This is a genomic window from Sinorhizobium sojae CCBAU 05684 (assembly GCF_002288525.1).
Classification (GTDB): domain Bacteria; phylum Pseudomonadota; class Alphaproteobacteria; order Rhizobiales; family Rhizobiaceae; genus Sinorhizobium; species Sinorhizobium sojae.
On sequence record NZ_CP023067.1, the window covers coordinates 206,634 to 225,487 of the forward strand.

21 protein-coding genes and 2 tRNA genes are annotated in these 18,854 nt (G+C 62.7%); 15 read left to right on the forward strand and 8 right to left on the reverse strand.

Going from position 1 to position 18,854, the window contains the following annotated elements; translation table 11 throughout:
- Positions 1-19: 19 nt before the first annotated feature.
- The gene (gene pncB, locus SJ05684_RS00935) at positions 20-1,324 is read left to right on the forward strand and encodes a nicotinate phosphoribosyltransferase (RefSeq protein WP_034851681.1); all 1,305 of its coding nucleotides are present in this window, start codon (positions 20-22) and stop codon (positions 1,322-1,324) included.
- A 384-nt stretch (positions 1,325-1,708) separates the two neighbouring features.
- On the forward strand, positions 1,709-1,912 hold the full coding sequence (locus tag SJ05684_RS00940) for a hypothetical protein (RefSeq protein WP_034851683.1): 204 nt from the start codon (positions 1,709-1,711) through the stop codon (positions 1,910-1,912).
- A 156-nt stretch (positions 1,913-2,068) separates the two neighbouring features.
- Here the strand turns inward: SJ05684_RS00940 and SJ05684_RS00945 are convergent, their stop codons facing one another.
- Entirely contained in the window at positions 2,069-2,215 is a 147-nt protein-coding gene (locus SJ05684_RS00945; protein ID WP_085938977.1) for a hypothetical protein, read from the reverse strand.
- Positions 2,216-2,601: 386 nt separating this feature from the next.
- Between SJ05684_RS00945 and SJ05684_RS00950 the strand changes: the two genes are divergently transcribed.
- Positions 2,602-2,889 (forward strand): hypothetical protein, encoded by a 288-nt coding sequence (locus SJ05684_RS00950; RefSeq protein WP_095694184.1) that lies wholly within the window; start codon positions 2,602-2,604, stop codon positions 2,887-2,889.
- A 71-nt stretch (positions 2,890-2,960) separates the two neighbouring features.
- Positions 2,961-5,201, forward strand: a complete 2,241-nt coding sequence (locus SJ05684_RS00955) for a PBP1A family penicillin-binding protein (protein ID WP_034851703.1) — start codon at positions 2,961-2,963, stop codon at positions 5,199-5,201.
- A gap of 22 nt (positions 5,202-5,223) precedes the next feature.
- Here SJ05684_RS00955 and SJ05684_RS00960 read toward each other — a convergent pair whose 3' ends face one another.
- Positions 5,224-6,204, reverse strand: coding sequence for a CAP domain-containing protein (locus SJ05684_RS00960; RefSeq protein WP_157211948.1), 981 nt, complete (start codon positions 6,202-6,204; stop codon positions 5,224-5,226).
- 188 nt (positions 6,205-6,392) lie between these two features.
- On the opposite strand from SJ05684_RS00960, the gene SJ05684_RS00965 reads away from it, so the two are divergent.
- Positions 6,393-6,656 carry a hypothetical protein gene (locus SJ05684_RS00965; protein ID WP_034851705.1) on the forward strand — a complete coding sequence of 88 codons (264 nt, stop codon included), beginning with the start codon at positions 6,393-6,395 and terminating at the stop codon, positions 6,654-6,656.
- 239 nt (positions 6,657-6,895) lie between these two features.
- Here SJ05684_RS00965 and SJ05684_RS00970 read toward each other — a convergent pair.
- Positions 6,896-6,970, reverse strand: a tRNA-Thr gene (locus tag SJ05684_RS00970).
- Positions 6,971-7,235: 265 nt separating this feature from the next.
- On the opposite strand from SJ05684_RS00970, the gene SJ05684_RS30270 reads away from it, so the two are divergent.
- The 10 genes from SJ05684_RS30270 to SJ05684_RS01020 all read left to right on the forward strand — a co-directional run bounded on the left by SJ05684_RS30270 (position 7,236) and on the right by SJ05684_RS01020 (position 13,457).
- Positions 7,236-7,448 (forward strand): hypothetical protein, encoded by a 213-nt coding sequence (locus SJ05684_RS30270; RefSeq protein ID WP_034851708.1) that lies wholly within the window; start codon positions 7,236-7,238, stop codon positions 7,446-7,448.
- Between the two features lie 167 nt (positions 7,449-7,615).
- A complete protein-coding gene (gene murA, locus SJ05684_RS00980) occupies positions 7,616-8,908 on the forward strand; it encodes a UDP-N-acetylglucosamine 1-carboxyvinyltransferase (protein WP_034851711.1) in 1,293 nt (430 codons plus the stop codon).
- A 200-nt stretch (positions 8,909-9,108) separates the two neighbouring features.
- Complete coding sequence (locus tag SJ05684_RS00985) at positions 9,109-9,549, forward strand: DUF2948 family protein (protein WP_034851795.1); 441 nt, start codon at positions 9,109-9,111, stop codon at positions 9,547-9,549.
- 34 nt (positions 9,550-9,583) lie between these two features.
- On the forward strand, positions 9,584-10,888 hold the full coding sequence (hisD, locus tag SJ05684_RS00990; RefSeq protein WP_034851712.1) for a histidinol dehydrogenase: 1,305 nt from the start codon (positions 9,584-9,586) through the stop codon (positions 10,886-10,888).
- Positions 10,885-11,361, forward strand: coding sequence for a UPF0262 family protein (locus SJ05684_RS00995; RefSeq protein WP_034851714.1), 477 nt, complete (start codon positions 10,885-10,887; stop codon positions 11,359-11,361). Before hisD ends, SJ05684_RS00995 begins: the two co-directional genes overlap by 4 nt.
- Positions 11,362-11,371: 10 nt before the next feature.
- Entirely contained in the window at positions 11,372-11,839 is a 468-nt protein-coding gene (locus SJ05684_RS01000; RefSeq protein WP_034851715.1) for an arsenate-mycothiol transferase ArsC, read from the forward strand.
- A 146-nt stretch (positions 11,840-11,985) separates the two neighbouring features.
- Entirely contained in the window at positions 11,986-12,204 is a 219-nt protein-coding gene (gene infA, locus SJ05684_RS01005) for a translation initiation factor IF-1 (protein ID WP_004435948.1), read from the forward strand.
- Between the two features lie 60 nt (positions 12,205-12,264).
- Positions 12,265-12,885 (forward strand): Maf-like protein, encoded by a 621-nt coding sequence (locus SJ05684_RS01010; protein ID WP_034851717.1) that lies wholly within the window; start codon positions 12,265-12,267, stop codon positions 12,883-12,885.
- Positions 12,886-12,889: 4 nt separating this feature from the next.
- Positions 12,890-13,102 (forward strand): DNA gyrase inhibitor YacG, encoded by a 213-nt coding sequence (gene yacG, locus SJ05684_RS01015; RefSeq protein ID WP_034851719.1) that lies wholly within the window; start codon positions 12,890-12,892, stop codon positions 13,100-13,102.
- Positions 13,103-13,381: 279 nt separating this feature from the next.
- Positions 13,382-13,457, forward strand: a tRNA-Phe gene (locus SJ05684_RS01020).
- Positions 13,458-13,823: 366 nt separating this feature from the next.
- On the opposite strand, the gene SJ05684_RS01025 is transcribed toward SJ05684_RS01020, so the two are convergent.
- From SJ05684_RS01025 to SJ05684_RS01045, 5 genes are all read right to left on the reverse strand, one after another.
- Positions 13,824-14,285 (reverse strand): YbaK/EbsC family protein, encoded by a 462-nt coding sequence (locus tag SJ05684_RS01025; protein WP_034851727.1) that lies wholly within the window; start codon positions 14,283-14,285, stop codon positions 13,824-13,826.
- 84 nt (positions 14,286-14,369) lie between these two features.
- A complete protein-coding gene (locus tag SJ05684_RS01030) occupies positions 14,370-14,558 on the reverse strand; it encodes a hypothetical protein (RefSeq protein ID WP_034851729.1) in 189 nt (62 codons plus the stop codon).
- 175 nt (positions 14,559-14,733) lie between these two features.
- A complete protein-coding gene (locus SJ05684_RS01035) occupies positions 14,734-14,988 on the reverse strand; it encodes a GlsB/YeaQ/YmgE family stress response membrane protein (protein WP_034851731.1) in 255 nt (84 codons plus the stop codon).
- A gap of 343 nt (positions 14,989-15,331) precedes the next feature.
- Positions 15,332-16,624, reverse strand: coding sequence for an L-rhamnose catabolism isomerase (gene rhaI / locus SJ05684_RS01040; protein ID WP_034851733.1), 1,293 nt, complete (start codon positions 16,622-16,624; stop codon positions 15,332-15,334).
- A gap of 11 nt (positions 16,625-16,635) precedes the next feature.
- On the reverse strand, positions 16,636-18,735 hold the full coding sequence (locus SJ05684_RS01045) for a bifunctional rhamnulose-1-phosphate aldolase/short-chain dehydrogenase (protein WP_034851735.1): 2,100 nt from the start codon (positions 18,733-18,735) through the stop codon (positions 16,636-16,638).
- Between the last annotated feature and the right edge of the window lie 119 nt (positions 18,736-18,854).

The following is an 18,854-nucleotide window of genomic DNA, read 5'->3' on the forward strand; positions in this document are numbered from 1 at the left end:
AAAGGGAGCATTCTCGCACATGCCAAAGACAGATATAGCGCGGCGGGTCTACAACCATACCTGGAAGCTCGATCCCATCATTCGCAGCCTGCTGGATACGGACTTCTATAAGCTTCTGATGCTGCAGATGATCTGGCAGCTCTATCCCGACGTCGACGCGACCTTCTCCCTGATCAACCGTACGAAGACCGTGCGGCTTGCCGAGGAAATCGACGAGCAGGAATTGCGCGATCAGCTCGATCATGCGCGCAGCCTGCGCTTCACCAAAAAGGAGATGATCTGGCTGGCGGGTAACACGTTTTACGGCCGCAAGCAGATATTCTCCCCGGATTTCCTCGCCTGGCTGGCCAAGTTCCGCCTGCCCGAATATGAGCTGTCGCGGCGCGACGGTCAGTTCGAGCTGAACTTCCGTGGCCGCTGGGTCGAGACGACCATGTGGGAAATCCCGGCGCTTGCGATCATCAACGAACTGCGTTCGCGGGCGGCGATGAAGGGTCTCGGTCCGTTCACGCTGGATGTTCTCTATGCGCGCGCCAAGGCCAAGATGTGGTCGAAGGTTGAGCGGCTCAGGCAATATCCGAACCTGCGTATTTCCGACTTCGGCACGCGCCGCCGTCACAGTTTCCTGTGGCAGCGCTGGTGCGTCGAGGCGTTGAAGGAGGGCATCGGCACCTCCTTCACGGGATCGAGCAACGTGCTTCTCGCGATGGATACCGATCTCGAGGCGCTTGGTACCAATGCGCACGAGCTGCCGATGGTGGCGGCGGCGCTCGCACGCAACGACGAGGAACTCGCCGCCGCGCCCTACAAGGTGCTGCAGGACTGGAACCGGCTCTATGGCGGCAACCTCTTGATCGTGTTGCCGGATGCCTTCGGGACTGCAGCCTTCTTGCGGAACGCGCCGAACTGGGTGGCGGACTGGACCGGCTTCCGGCCGGACAGCGCCCCGCCGATCGAAGGCGGCGAGAAGATCATTGCCTGGTGGGAGAAGATGGGCCGCGATCCCCGCGAGAAGCTCTTGATCTTCTCCGATGGGCTGGATGTCGATACGATCATCAAGACCTATTGCCATTTCGAGGGCCGCGCGCGCATGAGCTTCGGCTGGGGAACCAATCTGACCAATGATTTCGCGGGCTGCGCTCCGACGGAGATCCGCGGCCTCAATCCGATCTCGATCGTCTGCAAGGTCAGCGAAGCCAACGGCCGCTCGGCCGTCAAGCTCTCCGACAATCCGCGCAAGGTCATCGGCGATCCCGCCGAAGTGGAGCGCTATCTGAAATTCTTCGGCACGGAGGATTTCGTCGAGCAGACCGTCCGGGTCTAGCGCCCGAAAATCGGAGCCGATTTTCGGAAAGCTCGATGCGCAGATACAAAGAGTTACAGCGACCTTTGCGCGTCTGAAAAGACGCGCGGCGCTGTAACCGGCTTCACGCTTTGCGTGTTCCGCTCCTGAACCGACACGGCCGGTTTCAGCGGGATTCAGGCAATGCGAATGTCCATCATCGCTCTGTCAGATCGAGCGGTGGAATCCTGATCTCCCGTCAAGGTCGTGAAGGGTCCGTGGGGCGATTTGCGGGTCCCGCGGAAGCGGTGTAAAACGGCGCATTCCTCCAATCATATGACTTATTGAGGCGCCTCAATATTTTCTTGAATTTCGTTCGAAATTCCCCATGATGGCCCACGTTGAGGTACACCTTGGGAGGGGTTCGTGCGTCAGACCTATTCACCGGATGACGTTGATGTCATGCGCGGAGCGCTCGACATCTGGTGCGCTCTGCACAATGTCGGGAAAGATGGCGCGGAGGCCAACAGGGCCGCCCGGCGGATACTCGACCTGATGGACCAGAAGAAGTGCTCCTGTGACGAGCTCCTCGCTCGCATGGGAGACTTCATGCCGGCCCAGCACCACTAGCTTTCCTGACACATAGCGGCTTTTGCCAGCTCTGCTTATGGGGATGCGGAAGAGACTTGCGCTTTTCCGCGCGCGGACGGCCGCGCGTCGATGTCGTCGCCGTGGTGTCCTTGTAGGCGGTTGCTGCTTCAAGCTGAGGCCGTTCGCGCGAGACCGTCAGCGCGGTATCGACGAGGTGATTTCGCCTGAAACGGCGGCGTTCGCTTCCGTCCTGTGTTGGGACAGGGCGACATGCAGGACGCCGCTGACCGCGATCGAGACGACAAGAACGGCGATGGTGGCGCCAAGACCCGATTTGATCATATCCATGTCCTCCGGAGCGCGAGAATTGCAGGGCCCTTCAGCGCCCCGCACCTCCTTAGACGCAAAGGTCGCTGTAGAACTTTGAAGTTGCTGCATGTCTTTGTCTTTAAACCGAGGTCGATTTAAGGAGACATGCAGTGGCCCCAGTGAACGCGAGATAGAGATAATCCTGTGGCAGCGATCCGTCTGTTCCCCGCGTAACTCGGGACATGGTTAAGAATGTCTTGATCCTGCATTCGCGCTTAAGGATGCGCGGCCGCAGGCCCACACCGCGGCGAGGTCGCCTCCTATTGCGCCTGGCGATGAGGCGCGATCACGTTTTGGACGTCTTTGTGGCAACCACTCGCCGGCAATTGCGTTATGCGCGAGAGTCCAGGGAGACCTTCATGAAGACAATCGGGACGATCTTCGCCGTGCTTGCGACCGTGGCCGGTCAGGTCGGAACGGCGGCCGCCGACCCCTGGAAGGACGAAAGCGGTCGCGGCGGATGGTTGCCGCGGTACGAGGAGCGCCCCGGGCGTTATTATCGCGAGCGTCGCTACCAGCAAGCCGATAAGGAGGAGTATCGGCGCGGCAATTGCAAGATCGAGCGCAAGTGGGACAAGGACGAATATAAGGAAGAGATCAAGTGCAAGCGCGGCCGTCGGGCTCCCGCCTATTATGACGTATACTGATGTCTCTGCGCATCGCCGCTTTTACAGCGCCGCGCGCCTTATCAAGCGGAACTGAGTGATCGAGAGCTCGGATGGCGGATAGCGATGTCGCAAAGGAAGGCGGTAGAGAGGACTCCGGAGCGGGAGCGCCTCGGCCCGACAGTCGCCTTCGCTCCGATAAGGCGGGGGCGCCGGCATTCGCAAAGACGAGGAGGGCCCTTGCCGGACTGGGCCGCGCATTCGTCAGGCTCGGCCGTGCTCTGCGGGAGGAAGTACCCGCAGCGACCCGCGCAGGTGCTGTCGCTTTCCGGAAGCGGCTGAAGCAAGCCCGTTCTTCGGAGCCGAAGCCGACCAGCCCTCAGGCAGCGCCTTCGATGCCGACTCGGTTCAGAGGCGCCGGCCGGGGACTGAAGCCGGCTGCCGGAACGGGCTGTGGCGCCACCCGACGGATATTGGTGCGGAGTTCCCTTCTCGGGATCGCCGCGATGCTGGTGTTTTCCACCACCGTCTTTGCCTGGGCGCTGCACGACGTGCCGTGGGGCGAAATCGCCGACGGATCGCTGAAGCCCGTCGTCGTGCTCGAAACGGCCGATGGCAAGCCCCTAGTCAGCGAGGGACCGATTCAGGGCCCCTATAAGGCGCGAGAGGATTTCCCGCCGCACGTGATAGAAGCCGTCCTCGCGCGGGAGGATCGTCGTTTCTATGCGCATGCCGGCATCGACTTCCGGGGCATCGCCCGGGCGATCTACAGAAATCTCGGGGCAGGCGAGGTCGTCGAGGGCGGCAGCACGATCACGCAGCAATTAATAAAAATCCTTTATCTGGAGCGAGAGCGTACCTGGAAGCGGAAGATCCAGGAGGCGGTGATCGCCTTCTGGCTGGAGCGAAAGCTTGGCAAGGACGAGATTCTCGCGCGCTATCTGAACAACATCTATCTCGGGGCAGGGGCAACCGGCGTTCCGGCGGCCGCGCGCATCTATTTCGACAAGGACGTGCAAGAGCTCAATGTCGGCGAGGCGGCAATGCTTGCGGGCATCATCCGCGCGCCCTCGCAGCTCAATCCGCTCACCAATCCCGAGGGCGCCCGCCAGCAGGCGGAGCAGGTGCTTGCTGCAATGCTCGCTGGCGGCAAGATAACGCCGGAACAGGCCGAGACTGCCCGCGCCGAGTTCGCCAGCCTGCAGCCGTCGACCCCGGCCACCCGCTCGGGCAGCTGGTTCGCCGACTGGGTGATGCAGGATGCCCGCGAGCTCGCCGGGCCCTATCGAGGCACGATCAAGGTCAGGACGACGATGGTGCCGAGGCTGCAACGGATCGCCGAAAAGGTCGTCGCCGAAGCGCTCGAGCGTGAAGGCTCAAAGGCGAGGGCCTCGCAGGCGGCGCTGGTCGCCATGACTCCGGAAGGCGCCGTCGTCGCGATGGTCGGCGGCCGCGACTATTCGAAAAGCACATTCAATCGCGCCGCGTCCGCTATGCGCCAGCCCGGCTCGGTCTTCAAATTGTTCGTCTATTACGCCGCCCTGAAGGCGGGCCTCACCCCGTTCGACCCGGTCGACGATGCGCCGATCGAGATTAATGGCTGGTCGCCGGAGAATTTCGGCGGCGGTTATCGTGGTCCGGTCAGCATCGCGGAAGCCTTCGCACGGTCGCTGAATGCGGCGACCGTCGCCTTGGCGATGGAGGTCGGGATCGACAGGGTCGTCGCTGCCGCGCGGGAGCTCGGGATCGACGCCGGGCTTGTGGACACGCCAAGTATTGCGCTGGGGTCGTCGGAAGTGAACCTGCTCGACCTGACCGGCGCCTATGCATCGGTTCGCGCCGGCCGGGCACCGATCGAGCCCTGGGGCATCGACTCTGTGCATGCCGGCGGCCAGCCGCAGGCCTTCCGGGTGGGGCCGTCCAAGCAGCCGACCATCGACATCACCGAATACCGGCCGGACCTCGTCGGGATGTTAAGGTTGGTCGTCGAGCGCGGAACCGGCCGCGAAGCGGACATCGGTGTGCTTGCCGCCGGCAAGACCGGCACCAGCCAGAACCACCGCGATGCCTGGTTCGTCGGCTTCACCGAGCCCCTGATCGTCGGGGTTTGGGTCGGCAATGATGACGACACGCCGATGAAGGACGTCACTGGCGGCAAATTGCCTGCGCGTATCTGGCGGAACTTCATGACGGCCGCCTTGGCCGAAGGCGATCCCGAGGATGCCGGCGCCAGGGTGGCGGGCTCGGCGCCCGCCTGCAACTTCCGCGCCTGCGCCCGCGCCTACCGCTCCTTCCGGCCGGACGATTGCACCTTCCAGCCCTATGACGGACCGCGGCGGCTTTGCGAGAAGTAGCCCATGTCCGTGATCGTTCAGCCTATTCCAGCCGGTTGCCCGCGACGGCAATCGCAATTTTCCGTCCCTCGCCGGTGGCTAGCATCGCAAATCCGATATGGGTCGCGTCGGAACCAAGAAGCGCTTCCCGATTCTGCGGATTCTCGAGCCACTGATCGACGAAGTAGCGCACGTCGGCTCCGGTCGGCTGCATGCCGCAGCCTCCGCAGCCGCCTGCGGCCACGTCGATAGCGCTCCATTCCCTCTCAGATCCGGAAGGCAACAGCTCGAGCAGGCCATTCGGCCGCTCCATGATCCTGTCGTCGGAGGGGTCTGTCGGCAGGAGACGCTGCGCGAGGGTATTGAGCGCCTCACTCGTCTTCAAGTCTGCGTGGCCCGCCTGTTCACGTTCTGCGTTTACCAGACGCGCGGCGGCAGCGACCTGCTCTTTCGCAGAAAGCGCGACCGGCTCTTCGCCGGACTGCAGCGCCAATGGCATGCCCGGGCCGGCAAATGTCTGCACCGCAAATTGCCTGCCGTTCTCGCCGATGATACCGAAGCCGAAGCTTTCCAGTCCCGGGGCCAGAATGTTCCGCCGATGCCCGGGACTGTTCATCCAACCCTCGTGAAACTCGGAGACGCGTTCGGCCGTCGGCACACTCGGGCAGCCGGTGCAGCGCGCGATGTTCTCCGCGACTTTTTTCCAGCGGCTCCCGCCCCGCGCGCGAAAACGGTCGCCAACATTCTCGCCTTCCGGGGACGTATGGGAATAATAGTTCCGCTCGAGCATGTCTTCCGCATGGACCTGCGCCGCGGTATTGAGTCGCTCGGTCACCTGCAGCGGATCGAGCCCATGCCGGCTGCGAGACTCATTGACCAGGGCGAGCGCCTCGGCGCGCAGCGACGCAAGATCCCCCGTCTCGCCGGCGGGCGCCGACGCGCCGAAGCACAGCGCCAGCAGGGTGGCTGCGACGGCAGAACCGGGCCTCCAGGTTTTCGTCGGGTGGGCGAGCCAGCTCTTCACCAATCGTCCTCCTGTCGCCCCTGCACTGAACAAATGCCACTCTCTTTCGCGGCCATGCCCCGCCTCAGGGGCGAACGCAACCTTGCCGAAGATGTTCCCGGGGAGAACCCGCGTGGCTGGATCCAGAGGAACAGATGGCCCGGCCGGCGGTTAACCCCGGATGACGGTCATCATTGGGAGAAATCGAGATGCCAACCTATCATCGGCTTCCTGACCAGCCCGTGCCGGGTGCCGTAATCGTCAAGCTTTACCGTTCCGATGGCCATATCAGAGGCTATGTCCGAAAGGTCACCGATCCATCGGAAGATGACACTATTTTTCCGGGCGAGGAAATGGGACCGGAGGCTGCCCTGAAGCTGGCAAAGACTCACAGCCAGGGCGCAGCACCGATTTACGTGGAACTTGCCGAAGGCGTTGAGTGGGATCCCAATTGGGGCGCCACGAGTGGATGAAAATTGTAAGGATCGGATGCCAAAGCCGAGGAGGCGAAGGCGTTCGAGCACACGGCGAGCCCGCTCATTGAGTGGGCCCGCTTGCTTTCTGAGATGTCGAAGCTGGCCTCGCCGCGGATCAGCAGCTCGGCACCGTTCATCAGGAGGTGACACCCTTGCCGGTCACCACCGATTGAATGGAAGTCGGGGTCGGCAACCGGACAAACCTGCCCAGGATCATTTATCTGGATGAGAAAAACTGGTGCTGCTAGAGAGATTTGAACTCTCGGCCTCTCCCTTACCAAGGGAGTGCTCTACCCCTGAGCTATAGCAGCATTCGGCGGCTTTGTGACGAGCCGCAGCAAGCGAGGCGCCTATTGCCATAGCTTGGCGGCAAGCGCAAGCCGCAATTGGAAGTTTTTGGTCCAGCCCGACGGCCGGGCTGCCGAACCGTCCTGCGGAGAAGAGATAGAACCACGCGATTTCAATGGCTTGCCTGGAGGCCGAGATGGAAGGCGGTCTCGCTTTTTCAGAACTCCACACTGCTGGGGCGCGCCTTGCCGCTTCCGCAAGTCGCGGTTTTGCGCTAATCCATGGCGCATGCAAAAAGATGACGACAAGGAGCGCGCACCGGGCTCAGGAAGCGGTGCGCAGGCGCCAGCGAGCGGGGCGGAGGTGCGGCGCCAGCGGCTGGCGAAGAACTTGCGCGACAATCTCCAGCGCCGCAAGCAGCAGGCACGCGCGCGTCGGGCCGGAGCGGCCGACGAGACAACGGGACTGCCTGCCGCAAAATCGGACGAATCGGAAGATTAGGGTCCCTTTCTTGTAGGGAATGGCGCAAATTTTGCGCATTCTCGCGGCTTTGGGCATTCAACTTGCATTTCAAGGCACTTCTATTTTTATGGCATCTCTACTAAGAGACGCGCTTTAGCAACACTGGAATTTTTGGAAAGGCGGGCGGCGCCCGTGCAAGAGGTCTCATGGATCGCATCAGGATTGTAGGCGGAAATGAACTTCACGGGGTCATCCCCATTTCCGGCGCGAAGAACGCCGCTTTGCCGCTGATGATCGCGTCGCTCTTGACCGATGATACGCTGACCTTGGAGAACGTGCCGCACCTCGCCGACGTCGAGCAGCTGATCCGCATCCTCGGCAATCATGGCGCCGACATCTCCGTCAACGGCCGGCGTGAGCGTCAGGGCGAGAGCTATGCCCGCACGATCCATTTCACCAGCCGCAACATCGTATCGACCACGGCGCCCTATGAGCTGGTCTCGAAGATGCGCGCGAGCTTCTGGGTCATCGGTCCGCTGCTTGCCCGCGAAGGCAAGGCGCGCGTCTCGCTGCCGGGCGGCTGCGCCATCGGCACCCGGCCGGTGGATCTCTTTATCGAAGGTCTGACGGCGCTCGGAGCCGAGATCGAGATCGATGGCGGCTACGTCAACGCCAAGGCGCCGGAAGGCGGGCTTGTCGGCGGCCGCTATGTCTTCCCGAAAATTTCCGTCGGCGCGACGCATGTGCTGATGATGGCGGCGACCCTTGCCAACGGCACGACCGTGATCGGCAATGCCGCGCGCGAACCGGAGGTGGCCGATCTCGCCCGCTGCCTCAATGCCATGGGGGCAAGGATTTCCGGCCACGGCACGAGCACGATCACGATCGATGGCGTGCGTTCCCTGTCCGGCGCCCGCCATCGCGTGCTGCCTGACCGAATCGAAACCGGGACCTACGCCATGGCCGTGGCGATGGCCGGCGGCGACGTCATTCTCGAGGATACGGAGGCAAGCCTCCTCGACACGGCGCTCGAAACGATCCGCCGCGCGGGTGCCGAGATCAGCGAGACCAACAACGGCATTCGGATCGTCCGCAACGGCACCGGCATTCGCCCGGTCGACATCGTTACCGATCCCTTCCCGGGCTTTCCGACCGACCTTCAGGCGCAGTTCATGGGGCTGATGACCAAATCGAGCGGCGTCTCCCACATCACCGAAACGATCTTCGAGAACCGCTTCATGCATGTGCAGGAGCTGGCGCGCCTGGGTGCCAAGATCTCGCTCTCCGGCCAGACGGCGAAGATCGAGGGGGTCAGTCGGCTCAAGGGGGCGCCGGTTATGGCGACGGACCTGCGTGCCTCCGTCTCGCTCGTCATTGCCGGACTTGCGGCGGAAGGCGAGACCATGGTCTCGCGCGTCTATCATCTCGATCGCGGTTTCGAGCGGCTCGAGGAAAAACTGACGCGCTGCGGCGCCCATGTGGAGCGGGTCAGCGACTGATTTCCAGCTCCGCACCCGAAACCGTTGCGGTTTCGGGCCCGACGTCCTATGTCCTTGGCGATTGCGGCGCAAAAGACGCTACAGCGCCGCGCGTCTCATCCGACGCGGAAGGTCGCTGTAGCCCTTTGAATAGCTGTTTGTCCTTGTCCCTAACCGAAGGTCGGAGACAGGCAGCAGGCGAAGACACAGGGATGGGTGGCATGGATGCTTTGAAACTGCTGGCGCTCGACGAGGAGGACCTGGGCGTCGTTTCCGCGCATGTGCAGGATGCAGTCTTCAAGGTGGCCGGGACGCACTTCGACCTGCGCCGCGGCCAGTTCTCCCTGGTGATCAATCGTTTCGTCTGGGAAACGGCGGGGGGCAGGCGCCGCAGCTTCGAGCGGCGCAGGTCCGTCCTGCTTTTCAAGCGCGTTACCGCCGTTCGGTCGCTGGGCTTCGATCGCAACGACGCGGAAACGGTTCTCGACCTTCTCGCCCTGCGCTTCGCCCAAGAGGGGGACGGGCCGGAAGGAACGATCGAATTCGTACTCGCCGGCGCCGCTTCGATCGCGCTTGATGTCGAATGCATCGAGGTGCAGCTCGCCGATACCGGCGGCGCCTGGGCAACGGCATTCAAGCCGCGCCATCCCGAGGGCGTCTGAGCGCACCGCAGCCATCATTAAGAGGATCAACGCATTGGCAATCAGGCTGAACTATCTCGATGTGAGCTTCGAGCGCGAATTCGCCGCCTTTCTTACGACGAAGCGGGAGGTCTCGGAGGACGTCAACGCCGCCGTGCGTACCATCATCGATGACGTCCGGGTGCGGGGCGACGCGGCGCTTGCCGACTATTCCGCCCGCTTCGACGGCCTCGACTTTGCGACGACCGGCATGGCGGTCACCGCGGCCGAGATCGATGCGGCGGTCGAGGCGGTCGCGCCGGAGGTGCTCGGCGCGCTGAAAGTCGCCGCGACCCGGATCGAGGCGCATCACCGCCGGCAATTGCCGAAGGATGACATCTATGAGGATGCGCTGGGCGTCGGCCTCGGCTCGCGCTGGACGGCGATCGATGCGGTCGGCCTCTATGTTCCGGGCGGCACGGCGAGCTATCCGAGCTCAGTGCTGATGAACGCGCTGCCGGCCAGGGTCGCCGGCGTGCCACGCATCGTCATGGTCGTGCCTGCAAGCGGCGGCGCGGTCAACCCGGCGGTCCTCGCTGCCGCGCGGCTGGCCGGCGTCGAGGAAATCTACCGCATCGGTGGCGCTCAGGCTGTCGCGGCACTTGCCTACGGCACCGAGACGATCGCCCCGGTGGCGAAGATCGTCGGGCCGGGCAATGCCTATGTCGCGGCGGCGAAGCGCCAGGTTTTCGGAACGGTCGGCATCGATATGATCGCCGGTCCTTCGGAAGTGCTGGTGATTGCCGACGGCGACAACGACCCGGATTGGATTGCCGCCGACCTTCTTGCCCAGGCCGAGCATGATGTCGGCGCGCAGGCGATCCTGATCACCGACGATGCGGCCCTCGGGGATGCGGTCGAAAAGGCTGTCGAACGGCAGTTGAAGACCTTGCCGCGCGCCGATACGGCGACGGCGAGCTGGCGCGATTTCGGCGCCGTCATCCTGGTGCCGGACCTCAACGAGGCGGTGCCGCTTGCCAACCGCATTGCAGCCGAACATCTCGAACTGGCAATCGCCGATCCGGATGCGATGGTGCCGAAGATCCGCAATGCCGGCGCGATTTTCATCGGCCGCCACACGCCGGAAGTTATCGGCGACTATGTCGGCGGCTCCAATCACGTGCTTCCGACGGCGCGCTCCGCCCGCTTCTCCTCCGGCCTTGGCGTCCTCGACTATATGAAGCGGACCTCGATCCTGCGGCTTGGCCCCGATCAGTTGCGCAACCTCGGCCCCGCGGCGATCGCACTTGCGAAATCCGAAGGGCTCGAGGCCCACGCCCGCTCGGTCGCCATCCGCCTCAATCTCGGGGGCGAGGGATGAGGGCCGATCGCAACCTGCGCCTTTGCGACATCGTTCTGGACGAGACGATCGGACGCTCCACGCCGGACGTGGAGCACGAGCGTGCGGTTGCGATCTTCGATCTGCTAGAGGAAAATCTGTTCGAACCTCTCGGCCATCCCGGCGGCCCCTATCGGCTCAATCTGTCGCTGGTGGACTCGAAGCTGGTCTTCGCCATCTCGACCGATGGCGGTGAGCCGGTCGCCACCCATATTCTGTCGCTCACGCCCTTTCGGCGGATCGTGAAGGACTACTTCATGATCTGCGAAAGCTATTACGAGGCGATCCGTTCGGCGACGCCGAGCCATATCGAAGCGATCGATATGGGGCGGCGCGGCATTCACAACGAGGGTTCGCAGACGCTGATGGATCGGCTGTCGGGGAAGATCCGGCTGGATTTCGACACGGCGCGTCGGCTCTTCACGCTCGTCTGTGTGCTCTATTGGCGCGGCTAGAGGGGCGGACATGAGTGGGACCGTCTTGCCCGATGTAAAGACGCCCCGTTCGATTCTCTTCATGTGCGGCATGAACGCGATTCGCTCGCCCATGGCCGAGGCACTTGCGAGGGCGGCGCTGCCGAAGGGAACCTATGTGGCTTCCGCGGGCGTGCGCCACGGCGAGCGCGATCCTTTCGTCGACGTCGTCTTGGAAGAGGTGGGATTGACGATCGGCCGCCACCAACCACGCACACTCGACGAACTCGAAGACGACTATTTCGACATAATCGTCACGCTGGCGCCGGAGGCCCATCACCTGGCGCTCGAATTGACGCGCTCGATGGCCGTCGACGTGGTATATTGGCCGACGCCCGATCCGACGGTCGCGACCGGCACGCGCGATCAGATCGTCGGCGCCTATCGGGCGGTACGCGACCATCTGGCGGGTTTGATCGCCAGCCGGTTGGCCGGTCCAAGCATCCGCAAGGGTGCCTGACCGGCACCGGCGGCGACACGGCAGAATTGCGGAAAAGCGGCATCAAGGCGGGTTCACAAAGCCGTGGCGATTGTGTAGTTTCCGGCAAAATTTTTCGACGGATGCGTGGCGCATCCGCGAATGAACACGAGAAAGAACAACCCTGCATGGCGAAAGAAGAAGTCCTCGAATTTCCGGGCGTGGTCACCGAATTGCTTCCTAACGCGACCTTCCGCGTGAAGCTTGAGAACGAGCACGAGATCATCGCCCATACGGCGGGCCGCATGCGCAAGAACCGTATCCGGGTTCTGGCGGGTGACAAGGTGCTCGTCGAGATGACCCCGTACGATCTGACGAAGGGTCGCATTACCTACCGCTTCAAGTAAGCCCCCTTTCCAGTAGGATCAGCGCAAGAGCGCCCAACCGGGACTTTACGGTTCGCTTCAATGACAGTGACCCAGAAACTGATATTGGCGTCCGGATCGCCGCGCCGTGTCGAGCTTCTGGCGCAGGCCGGAATCGAACCTGCGCGGCTGCTCCCGATGGATCTGGATGAGACGCCCAAGCGAGCTGAGCATCCGCGCTCGCTGGCGCGCAGGCTGTCCGCCGAGAAAGCCAGGGCGGCCCTCGCGGCAATCAAGGGGGAGGCGGACTGGCAGGGCAGCTATATTCTGGCGGCCGACACGGTCGTCTGCGTCGGTCGCCGCATCCTGCCCAAACCGGAGCTGGTCAGCGAAGCGTCGAGCGCCCTCCACCTTCTCTCCGGTCGCAGCCACCGCGTCTATACCGGCATCTGCCTCGTCACGCCGGATCGGACGCTGCGCCAGAAGGTCGTCGACACGAAGGTGCGGTTCAAGCGCCTATCCGGCCTCGACATCGAGAGCTATCTCGCTTCCGGGCAATGGCGCGGCAAGGCCGGCGGCTACGGCATCCAGGGCATTGCCGGCAGTTTCGTCGTCAAGCTCGTCGGATCCTATACCAATGTGGTAGGCTTGCCGCTCTACGAGACCGTCAACCTCCTCGTCGGCGAGGGCTACGAGGTCCACAACAGCTGGATGGAAAGCTGAGCAAGTGAGCGGCGGAGGCAAGAGGAACGGCTCGAACGTCGAGCCCCTGCGCGCACCGCGTCCCTGCCCGGAATGCGGCCGTTCGTCGGCGCGTGAGCACTATCCCTTCTGCTCGGTACGCTGTCGCAACATAGACCTCAACCGCTGGCTTTCCGGCTCCTACGCGATTCCTGTCGCCGACGACGAGTCGAAGGCCGACGACGGCGACGATCGCTAGAAGTGCCTGCGCCACCTGAGCGGGCGAGCGGCTCTAAACGTCCACTCCGGAAACCGGCAGGGGCCCTCCCGGTCGGCCACGGCGGCCGCGGTGACATGCGATCCCTCTGAATCCGTTGTCTTTTCGCGGCTTTTCCACCGCCTGCCAGATTCCTTCAAAAAAGAATCATTTGGTGCTGGACACCGCCGAACAAGATGTTATAACCCCGCTCGCTTCCGGCGGCGAACCAAGCGCCCCGGCGGTTTCTTGAGAAGAAGCCGTTGCCCTCAAAGGCAAAATGCCCGGATAGCTCAGTTGGTAGAGCAGCGGATTGAAAATCCGCGTGTCGGTGGTTCGAATCCGCCTCCGGGCACCATTTTACAAGCTAATCCATTTTACAAGCTAATCATTGAAATGCGAGCACTGGTCCACCGCCGCTTGGCCGGCGCGAGCTAATCCTCATTGGCAAGGTGACAAGTCAACCGACTTGTCGGAGAATACCCAGCATCGATGGGAGGAGCCGGGTCGATCGCCGGCCCGGCATTGATGCCTGCGGCTTCGACTGAAGGCACGGGCAGGGGCGAGAAGAATGGCCAAGCACATGATGAAGATGCTGATGAGCATCATTGCCGCGCTATCGCTCGGATCTCTTATGGTTCTTGTGGCCGTGCTTTGAAGCGGAACAAGTGAGCGCCGCAGAATCTACCGCCTGCGCAATGCTGCGCTTTGCGCCGGCGGATGCCTATGCCTGCGAAACGTCGATCCATTCCGCGCCGGTCAGTACCGCCATGCGGTCAGGGCTGATGTGCACCGCCGCGTTCACTGCGCCGGCGGCAGGCACCACGATATCGAATGCTTTCAAGGATTCGTCGCAGTAGACGCTATGCGGCCGGGCAAGCCCGAAAGGGCAGACGCCGCCGACCGGGTGGCCGGTCTCGGCTTCTACCTCGTCGAGACCGAGCATGCGTGCCTTCGTGCCGAATCGGGCCTTGTATTTCTTATTGTCGAGGCGTGCATCCCCGCGGGTGACGATCAGGATCACATCATCGCCAACCCGGAGCGCCAGCGTCTTGGCGATCTGCGCCGGCTCGACGCCGTGGCCCTCGGCTGCGAGCGCCACGGTCGCGGTGCTCTGCTGGAGTTCGATGACGCTGATGTCCGGGGCGTTCATGGAAAAAAATGCTTTTACCGACTCGAGGCTCATGACGGACGATCTATGCTGTGATTGGCAATAGGAAAAACGGCGGCAGGAACGGCACGCCGGCAGCGTTTGCAAAAAGCAAATGTTTCAGTCGTCGTTCGACGCGTCAAGCTCTTCCGGGCGCAATCCCTCCTGCTGCTGCGGCAGATAGCCATGGCTCGCAAACCAGTTTTCGAGGATCGTGGAAATCGCCTGCTCGCGCGTCAGGCTGCCCTGATGATCGTTGATATAGGTCCGAAGTGCGATTTCGATCTTGTCGGCATAGAGGTCGGTCATCTTTCCCTCCGCTCATGCGTTGCGGCGGCGATCCGCGCCTAAAGCGCCTTTCATTGGGCCGGCGCGAATCCCTACAGCGTCCGGGTCAGGTGCCGGAGCTCGCTATCGTTGTCTCTATTCCACTATCTGGTGTCTGGATCGGCCCTATCCAAGGGTTGATGCACGGTATCGCTCGTCAGGCCTGTTTCACGATGCGGATCAGCACAAGCAAGATGATGGCGCCGATCGTCGCATGGATGATCGCGGCAAGAATGCCGGTGCCGAGGGTGACGCCCAGCGCCGGGAACAGGTAGCCGGCGATAAGCGCGCCAATGATCCCGACGACCATATTGCCGATCAACCCGAAGCCGAAGCCGCTGACGATCAACCCGGCGAGCCAACCCGCAACGGCGCCGACGATCAGAAATACCAGAATGCTCTCAATACCCATCAATGGTTCCTTTCGATTGTAACCCGACGGAAGGATAGCCCATGATTTCGGATCAGGTAGGGGGCAATTCAATCGCGCGGCCATTTTTCTGCGCAATCGGGATTGATGGTCGCAGAGCGGCCATGGCCGGGCCGATTTCCTACAGCGCCGCGCGTCTTTCAGACGCGCAAAGGTCGCTGTAGCGCTTTGAATCTGCGCATCGAGCTTTCCGAAAATCGGACCGAGTTTCGGGCCGATGCGCCAAGCTTCTGCAGACTCACCCCCGGTTCGAGCCGAACCGGGGTTAGCAAGGCGATCGATGAACGCAGGATGCATGCGCGAATCGCTTGCTCCCGCTGCCGCTTCAGACGATGCCGCCGCCCCCGCCGGCGACCGCGGGGCGCTCCGCCGCCACCTTGGCGCGATAGCCGCTTGCCCGGTACGTCGCAACCGGCGCGATCGCACCGCCCTCTTCGAGGCGGGCCATGGCAAGGATCGGCTCGACATCGGCCCGGAAGGCCTCCTTCAGGGTTTCCGATGCCATCAGCGCGTCATTGTCCTGCTGATAGGCATCGAGTGCCTTGCGGTCGACGAGAAGAGCCTGGGCATAGGCGCGGCAAACTTCCATAGCACTCGTCATCAGGCTCTCGATCGGGTCCGTCACATTGTGGCTCTGGTCAAGCATATGTGCCGGGTCGAAGCCATCGGCGCCGCGAACCTCGGCATCAACGAGCTCGTTGAAGACCAGGAAGAGGCGGTAGGGATCGATCGAGCCGGTGTCGAGATCGTCGTCGCCGTACTTCGAATCGTTGAAATGGAAGCCGCCCAGCTTTTTGAACTGGATCAGCCGGGCGACGATCATTTCGATATTGACGTTCGGCGCGTGGTGGCCGAGATCGACGAGGCAGAAGGCTTTCGGTCCGAGTTCCCGGGCGATCAGGTAGTTCGTGCCCCAATCCTGCACGACAGTGGAATAGAAGGCCGGCTCGTACATCTTGTGCTCGGTGAAGACGCGCCAGTCGTCCGGAAGCGCGGCATAGATCGCCTTCATCGAATCGAGATAGCGCTCAAAAGCCCGGGTGAAATTGCTCTGGCCGGGAAAGTTGGAGCCGTCGCCAATCCAGACCGTCAACGCCTTCGAGCCGAGCGCCCTGCCGATCTCGATACATTCGAGATTGTGCTCGACGGCCTGCCGCCGCGTGGCAGCGTCAATGTGGGTGAGCGATCCGAACTTGTAGGAATGCGCCTGGCCGGGTGCATCGGAGAAGGTGTTGGAATTCATCGCGTCGAAGCCCAAGCCGAGCGACGCGCCCTTTTCCTTCAGCGCCGGAAGATCGGCGACCTTATCCCAGGGGATGTGTAGCGACACGGTCGGCGTCGCGCGGGTGAGTTCATGAACGACGCCGCAATCTTCGAGTTTGTCGAAGATATTGCGGGGCTCGCCGAGGCCCGGGAAGCGGGCGAAGCGCGTTCCGCCGGTGCCGACGCCCCAGGAGGGCACGGCAACGCCATAGGCTGCGACCTTTTTCCGGATCGCATCGATGTCGATGCCTCGGCGCGCGAGCCGATCGCCAAGGCCTTCATAATCGCGCTTCAGTTCCTCATGCCGCCTTGCGTTCTCGGCCTCGATGAGAGATGTGCTGATCATTACGGTCATGGCAGCTTTCCTCAGCGGGTAAAGGACTGGGCATTGCCCGCGTCGACATTGATGATGTTGCCGGTCGACTTGGCCGACATGTCGGAGGCGAGGAAGTAGATGGCTTCGGCGATATCCTCAGGGAAAACGCTGCGCTTCAGCATCGAACGCTCGCGATAATGCGCCTCGAGCTCGTCGACATCCATGTTGTAGGCGGCCGCGCGCTGCTCCTTCCATTCGCCGGTCCAGATCTTTGAACCGCGCAGCACCGCATCCGGATTGACGACATTGACGCGGATCTGCGCCGACGCGCCCTCGAGCGCCAGGCAGCGGGCGAGGTGGATCTCCGCCGCCTTGGCCGCGCAATAGGCCGAAGCGCCGGGCGAGGCCGCCAAGCCGTTCTTGGAGGCGACGAAGACGACATTGCCGCCGGCCTTCTGGGCGCGGAAGATGCGGAAGGCTTCGCGCGAGACCAGGAAATAGCCGGTCGCGAGGATGTCCATATTCCTGTTCCAGAGCGAAAGCGTCGTGTCCTCGATCGCCGCCGAGGAGGCAAGGCCCGCATTCGAAACGAGAATGTCGAGGCCGCCAAAGGCGAGGAGTGCGTCGCCGAAACCGGACTCGACCGCCGCTTCGCTGGTCACGTTCATGCTGACGGCGCGGACGAAATCCTTGCCGTAACGGGCGGCAAGTTCGCCCTCGGCAGCCTCAAGCGCCCCTTGATCGATATCGGCAAGGATGATGCAGGCGCCTTCCCGCATCAGCCGGTCGGCAGTCGCCTTGCCGATACCGCCGGCGCCGCCGGTCACGAGCGCGATGCAGCCTGCAAGACTCTTCGGCTTCGGCATGCGCTGCAGCTTTGCTTCCTCCAGCAGCCAGTACTCGATGTCGAAGGCCTCCTGCTCAGGCAGGCCGACATAGGTCGAGACGCCCGAGGCGCCGCGCATGACATTGATGGCATTGACATAGAATTCGCCGGAGATGCGCGCTGTCGCCTTGTCTTTGGCAAAGGTGATCATGCCGACGCCCGGAACGAGAAAGACGACCGCATTCGGATCGCGCATCGCCGGGCTGTCGGCGCGCCTGCAGCGGTCGTAATAGGCTGCATAGCTGGCTCGATAGGCGGAAATCGCCTCCGGCAGGCCGGCAAGCGTCTTTTCGACATCGGGTGCGTCGGGATCGAAATCGATCACCAGCGGCCGGATCTTTGTCCGAAGAAAGTGGTCGGGGCAACTCGTCCCGAGCGCTGCCAGGGGCTCCAGGTCCCTGGACGTCACGAAATCCAGAACCGCCTGGCTGTCGTCGAAGTGGCCGACCTTCTTCTCGTCGGCGCTGATCAGGCCCCGGATAACCGGCATCAGCCGCTTCGCGACGGCAGTGCGCTCGGATGTTTCAAGGACCGGCTTCACCGCTCCGCCGAAGGCCGGCGCCGTATTCTCGGCCTCGAACCAGGCGATCGCCCGGTTGATGATCTCGATGGTCGTCTCGTAGGCCTCTTTGGCCGAGTCGCCCCAGGTGAAAAGGCCGTGGCTCTCGAGCACGACGCCGCGCGCCGTCGGATTCTCGCGGCAGAATTTCTCGAGCCAGAGGCCGAGCTCATAGCCTGGCCGCTTCCAGGGCAGCCAGCCGATCTCGTCGCCGAAGATCTTTTGCGTCAAATCCTTGCTGTTCTTTGAGGCGGCAATGGCGATGATCGCATCCGGGTGCATGTGGTCGACATGCGACTTCGGCACGTAGGCGTGCAGCGGCGTGTCGATCGATGCGGCCCGCGGATTGAGGTTGAAGGTGCAATGCGGCAGGTAGCCGACCATTTCGTCTTCGAATTCGACGCCGCGATAGATGCCCTTGAGTGCTCTCAGCTTGTCCATGTAGAGGGTGGCGAAGCCGTCCATCCTGATCGTGCCGACATCACCGCCTGAGCCCTTCACCCAGAGGACTTCGACCGTTTCCCCCGTCAGCGGATCCCTCTCCGTCACCTTCGCGGAGGTGTTGCCGCCGCCATAATTGGTGATGCGCTTGTCCGATCCGAGGAGATTGGACCGGTAGAGCAGTCGCTCCGGCTCGCTCATTCCCGCCGCCTTGGCGTCGTCCCAGAGATTGGCCAGGCGTGCGCCTTGTTGCTTGTCGAGCATCTAGAAGTCCTCCCGGTCAGTTGCCGCGGGCCCTCGCCGCGGCGATTGATTGATATCAGATCACATGCGAGACGCGCGGTTGTCAATCATAAACGATCAAAAACAATCATATTGCGGCG

Coding starts and splice junctions, on each gene's coding strand:
- SJ05684_RS00995 (WP_034851714.1), top strand. CDS start 10,885: ATGAGGGCCGATCGCAACCTGCGCCTTTGCGACATCGTTCTGGACGAG.
- SJ05684_RS30270 (WP_034851708.1), top strand. CDS start 7,236: ATGCAAAAAGATGACGACAAGGAGCGCGCACCGGGCTCAGGAAGCGGT.
- SJ05684_RS01010 (WP_034851717.1), top strand. CDS start 12,265: ATGACAGTGACCCAGAAACTGATATTGGCGTCCGGATCGCCGCGCCGT.
- SJ05684_RS01045 (WP_034851735.1), bottom strand. CDS start 18,735: ATGCTCGACAAGCAACAAGGCGCACGCCTGGCCAATCTCTGGGACGAC.
- rhaI (WP_034851733.1), bottom strand. CDS start 16,624: ATGACCGTAATGATCAGCACATCTCTCATCGAGGCCGAGAACGCAAGG.
- SJ05684_RS00950 (WP_095694184.1), top strand. CDS start 2,602: ATGAAGACAATCGGGACGATCTTCGCCGTGCTTGCGACCGTGGCCGGT.
- SJ05684_RS01030 (WP_034851729.1), bottom strand. CDS start 14,558: ATGACCGACCTCTATGCCGACAAGATCGAAATCGCACTTCGGACCTAT.
- SJ05684_RS01035 (WP_034851731.1), bottom strand. CDS start 14,988: ATGGGTATTGAGAGCATTCTGGTATTTCTGATCGTCGGCGCCGTTGCG.
- SJ05684_RS00955 (WP_034851703.1), top strand. CDS start 2,961: ATGGCGGATAGCGATGTCGCAAAGGAAGGCGGTAGAGAGGACTCCGGA.
- SJ05684_RS01025 (WP_034851727.1), bottom strand. CDS start 14,285: ATGAGCCTCGAGTCGGTAAAAGCATTTTTTTCCATGAACGCCCCGGAC.
- murA (WP_034851711.1), top strand. CDS start 7,616: ATGGATCGCATCAGGATTGTAGGCGGAAATGAACTTCACGGGGTCATC.
- pncB (WP_034851681.1), top strand. CDS start 20: ATGCCAAAGACAGATATAGCGCGGCGGGTCTACAACCATACCTGGAAG.
- SJ05684_RS00965 (WP_034851705.1), top strand. CDS start 6,393: ATGCCAACCTATCATCGGCTTCCTGACCAGCCCGTGCCGGGTGCCGTA.
- SJ05684_RS00945 (WP_085938977.1), bottom strand. CDS start 2,215: ATGATCAAATCGGGTCTTGGCGCCACCATCGCCGTTCTTGTCGTCTCG.
- SJ05684_RS00985 (WP_034851795.1), top strand. CDS start 9,109: ATGGATGCTTTGAAACTGCTGGCGCTCGACGAGGAGGACCTGGGCGTC.
- infA (WP_004435948.1), top strand. CDS start 11,986: ATGGCGAAAGAAGAAGTCCTCGAATTTCCGGGCGTGGTCACCGAATTG.
- SJ05684_RS01000 (WP_034851715.1), top strand. CDS start 11,372: ATGAGTGGGACCGTCTTGCCCGATGTAAAGACGCCCCGTTCGATTCTC.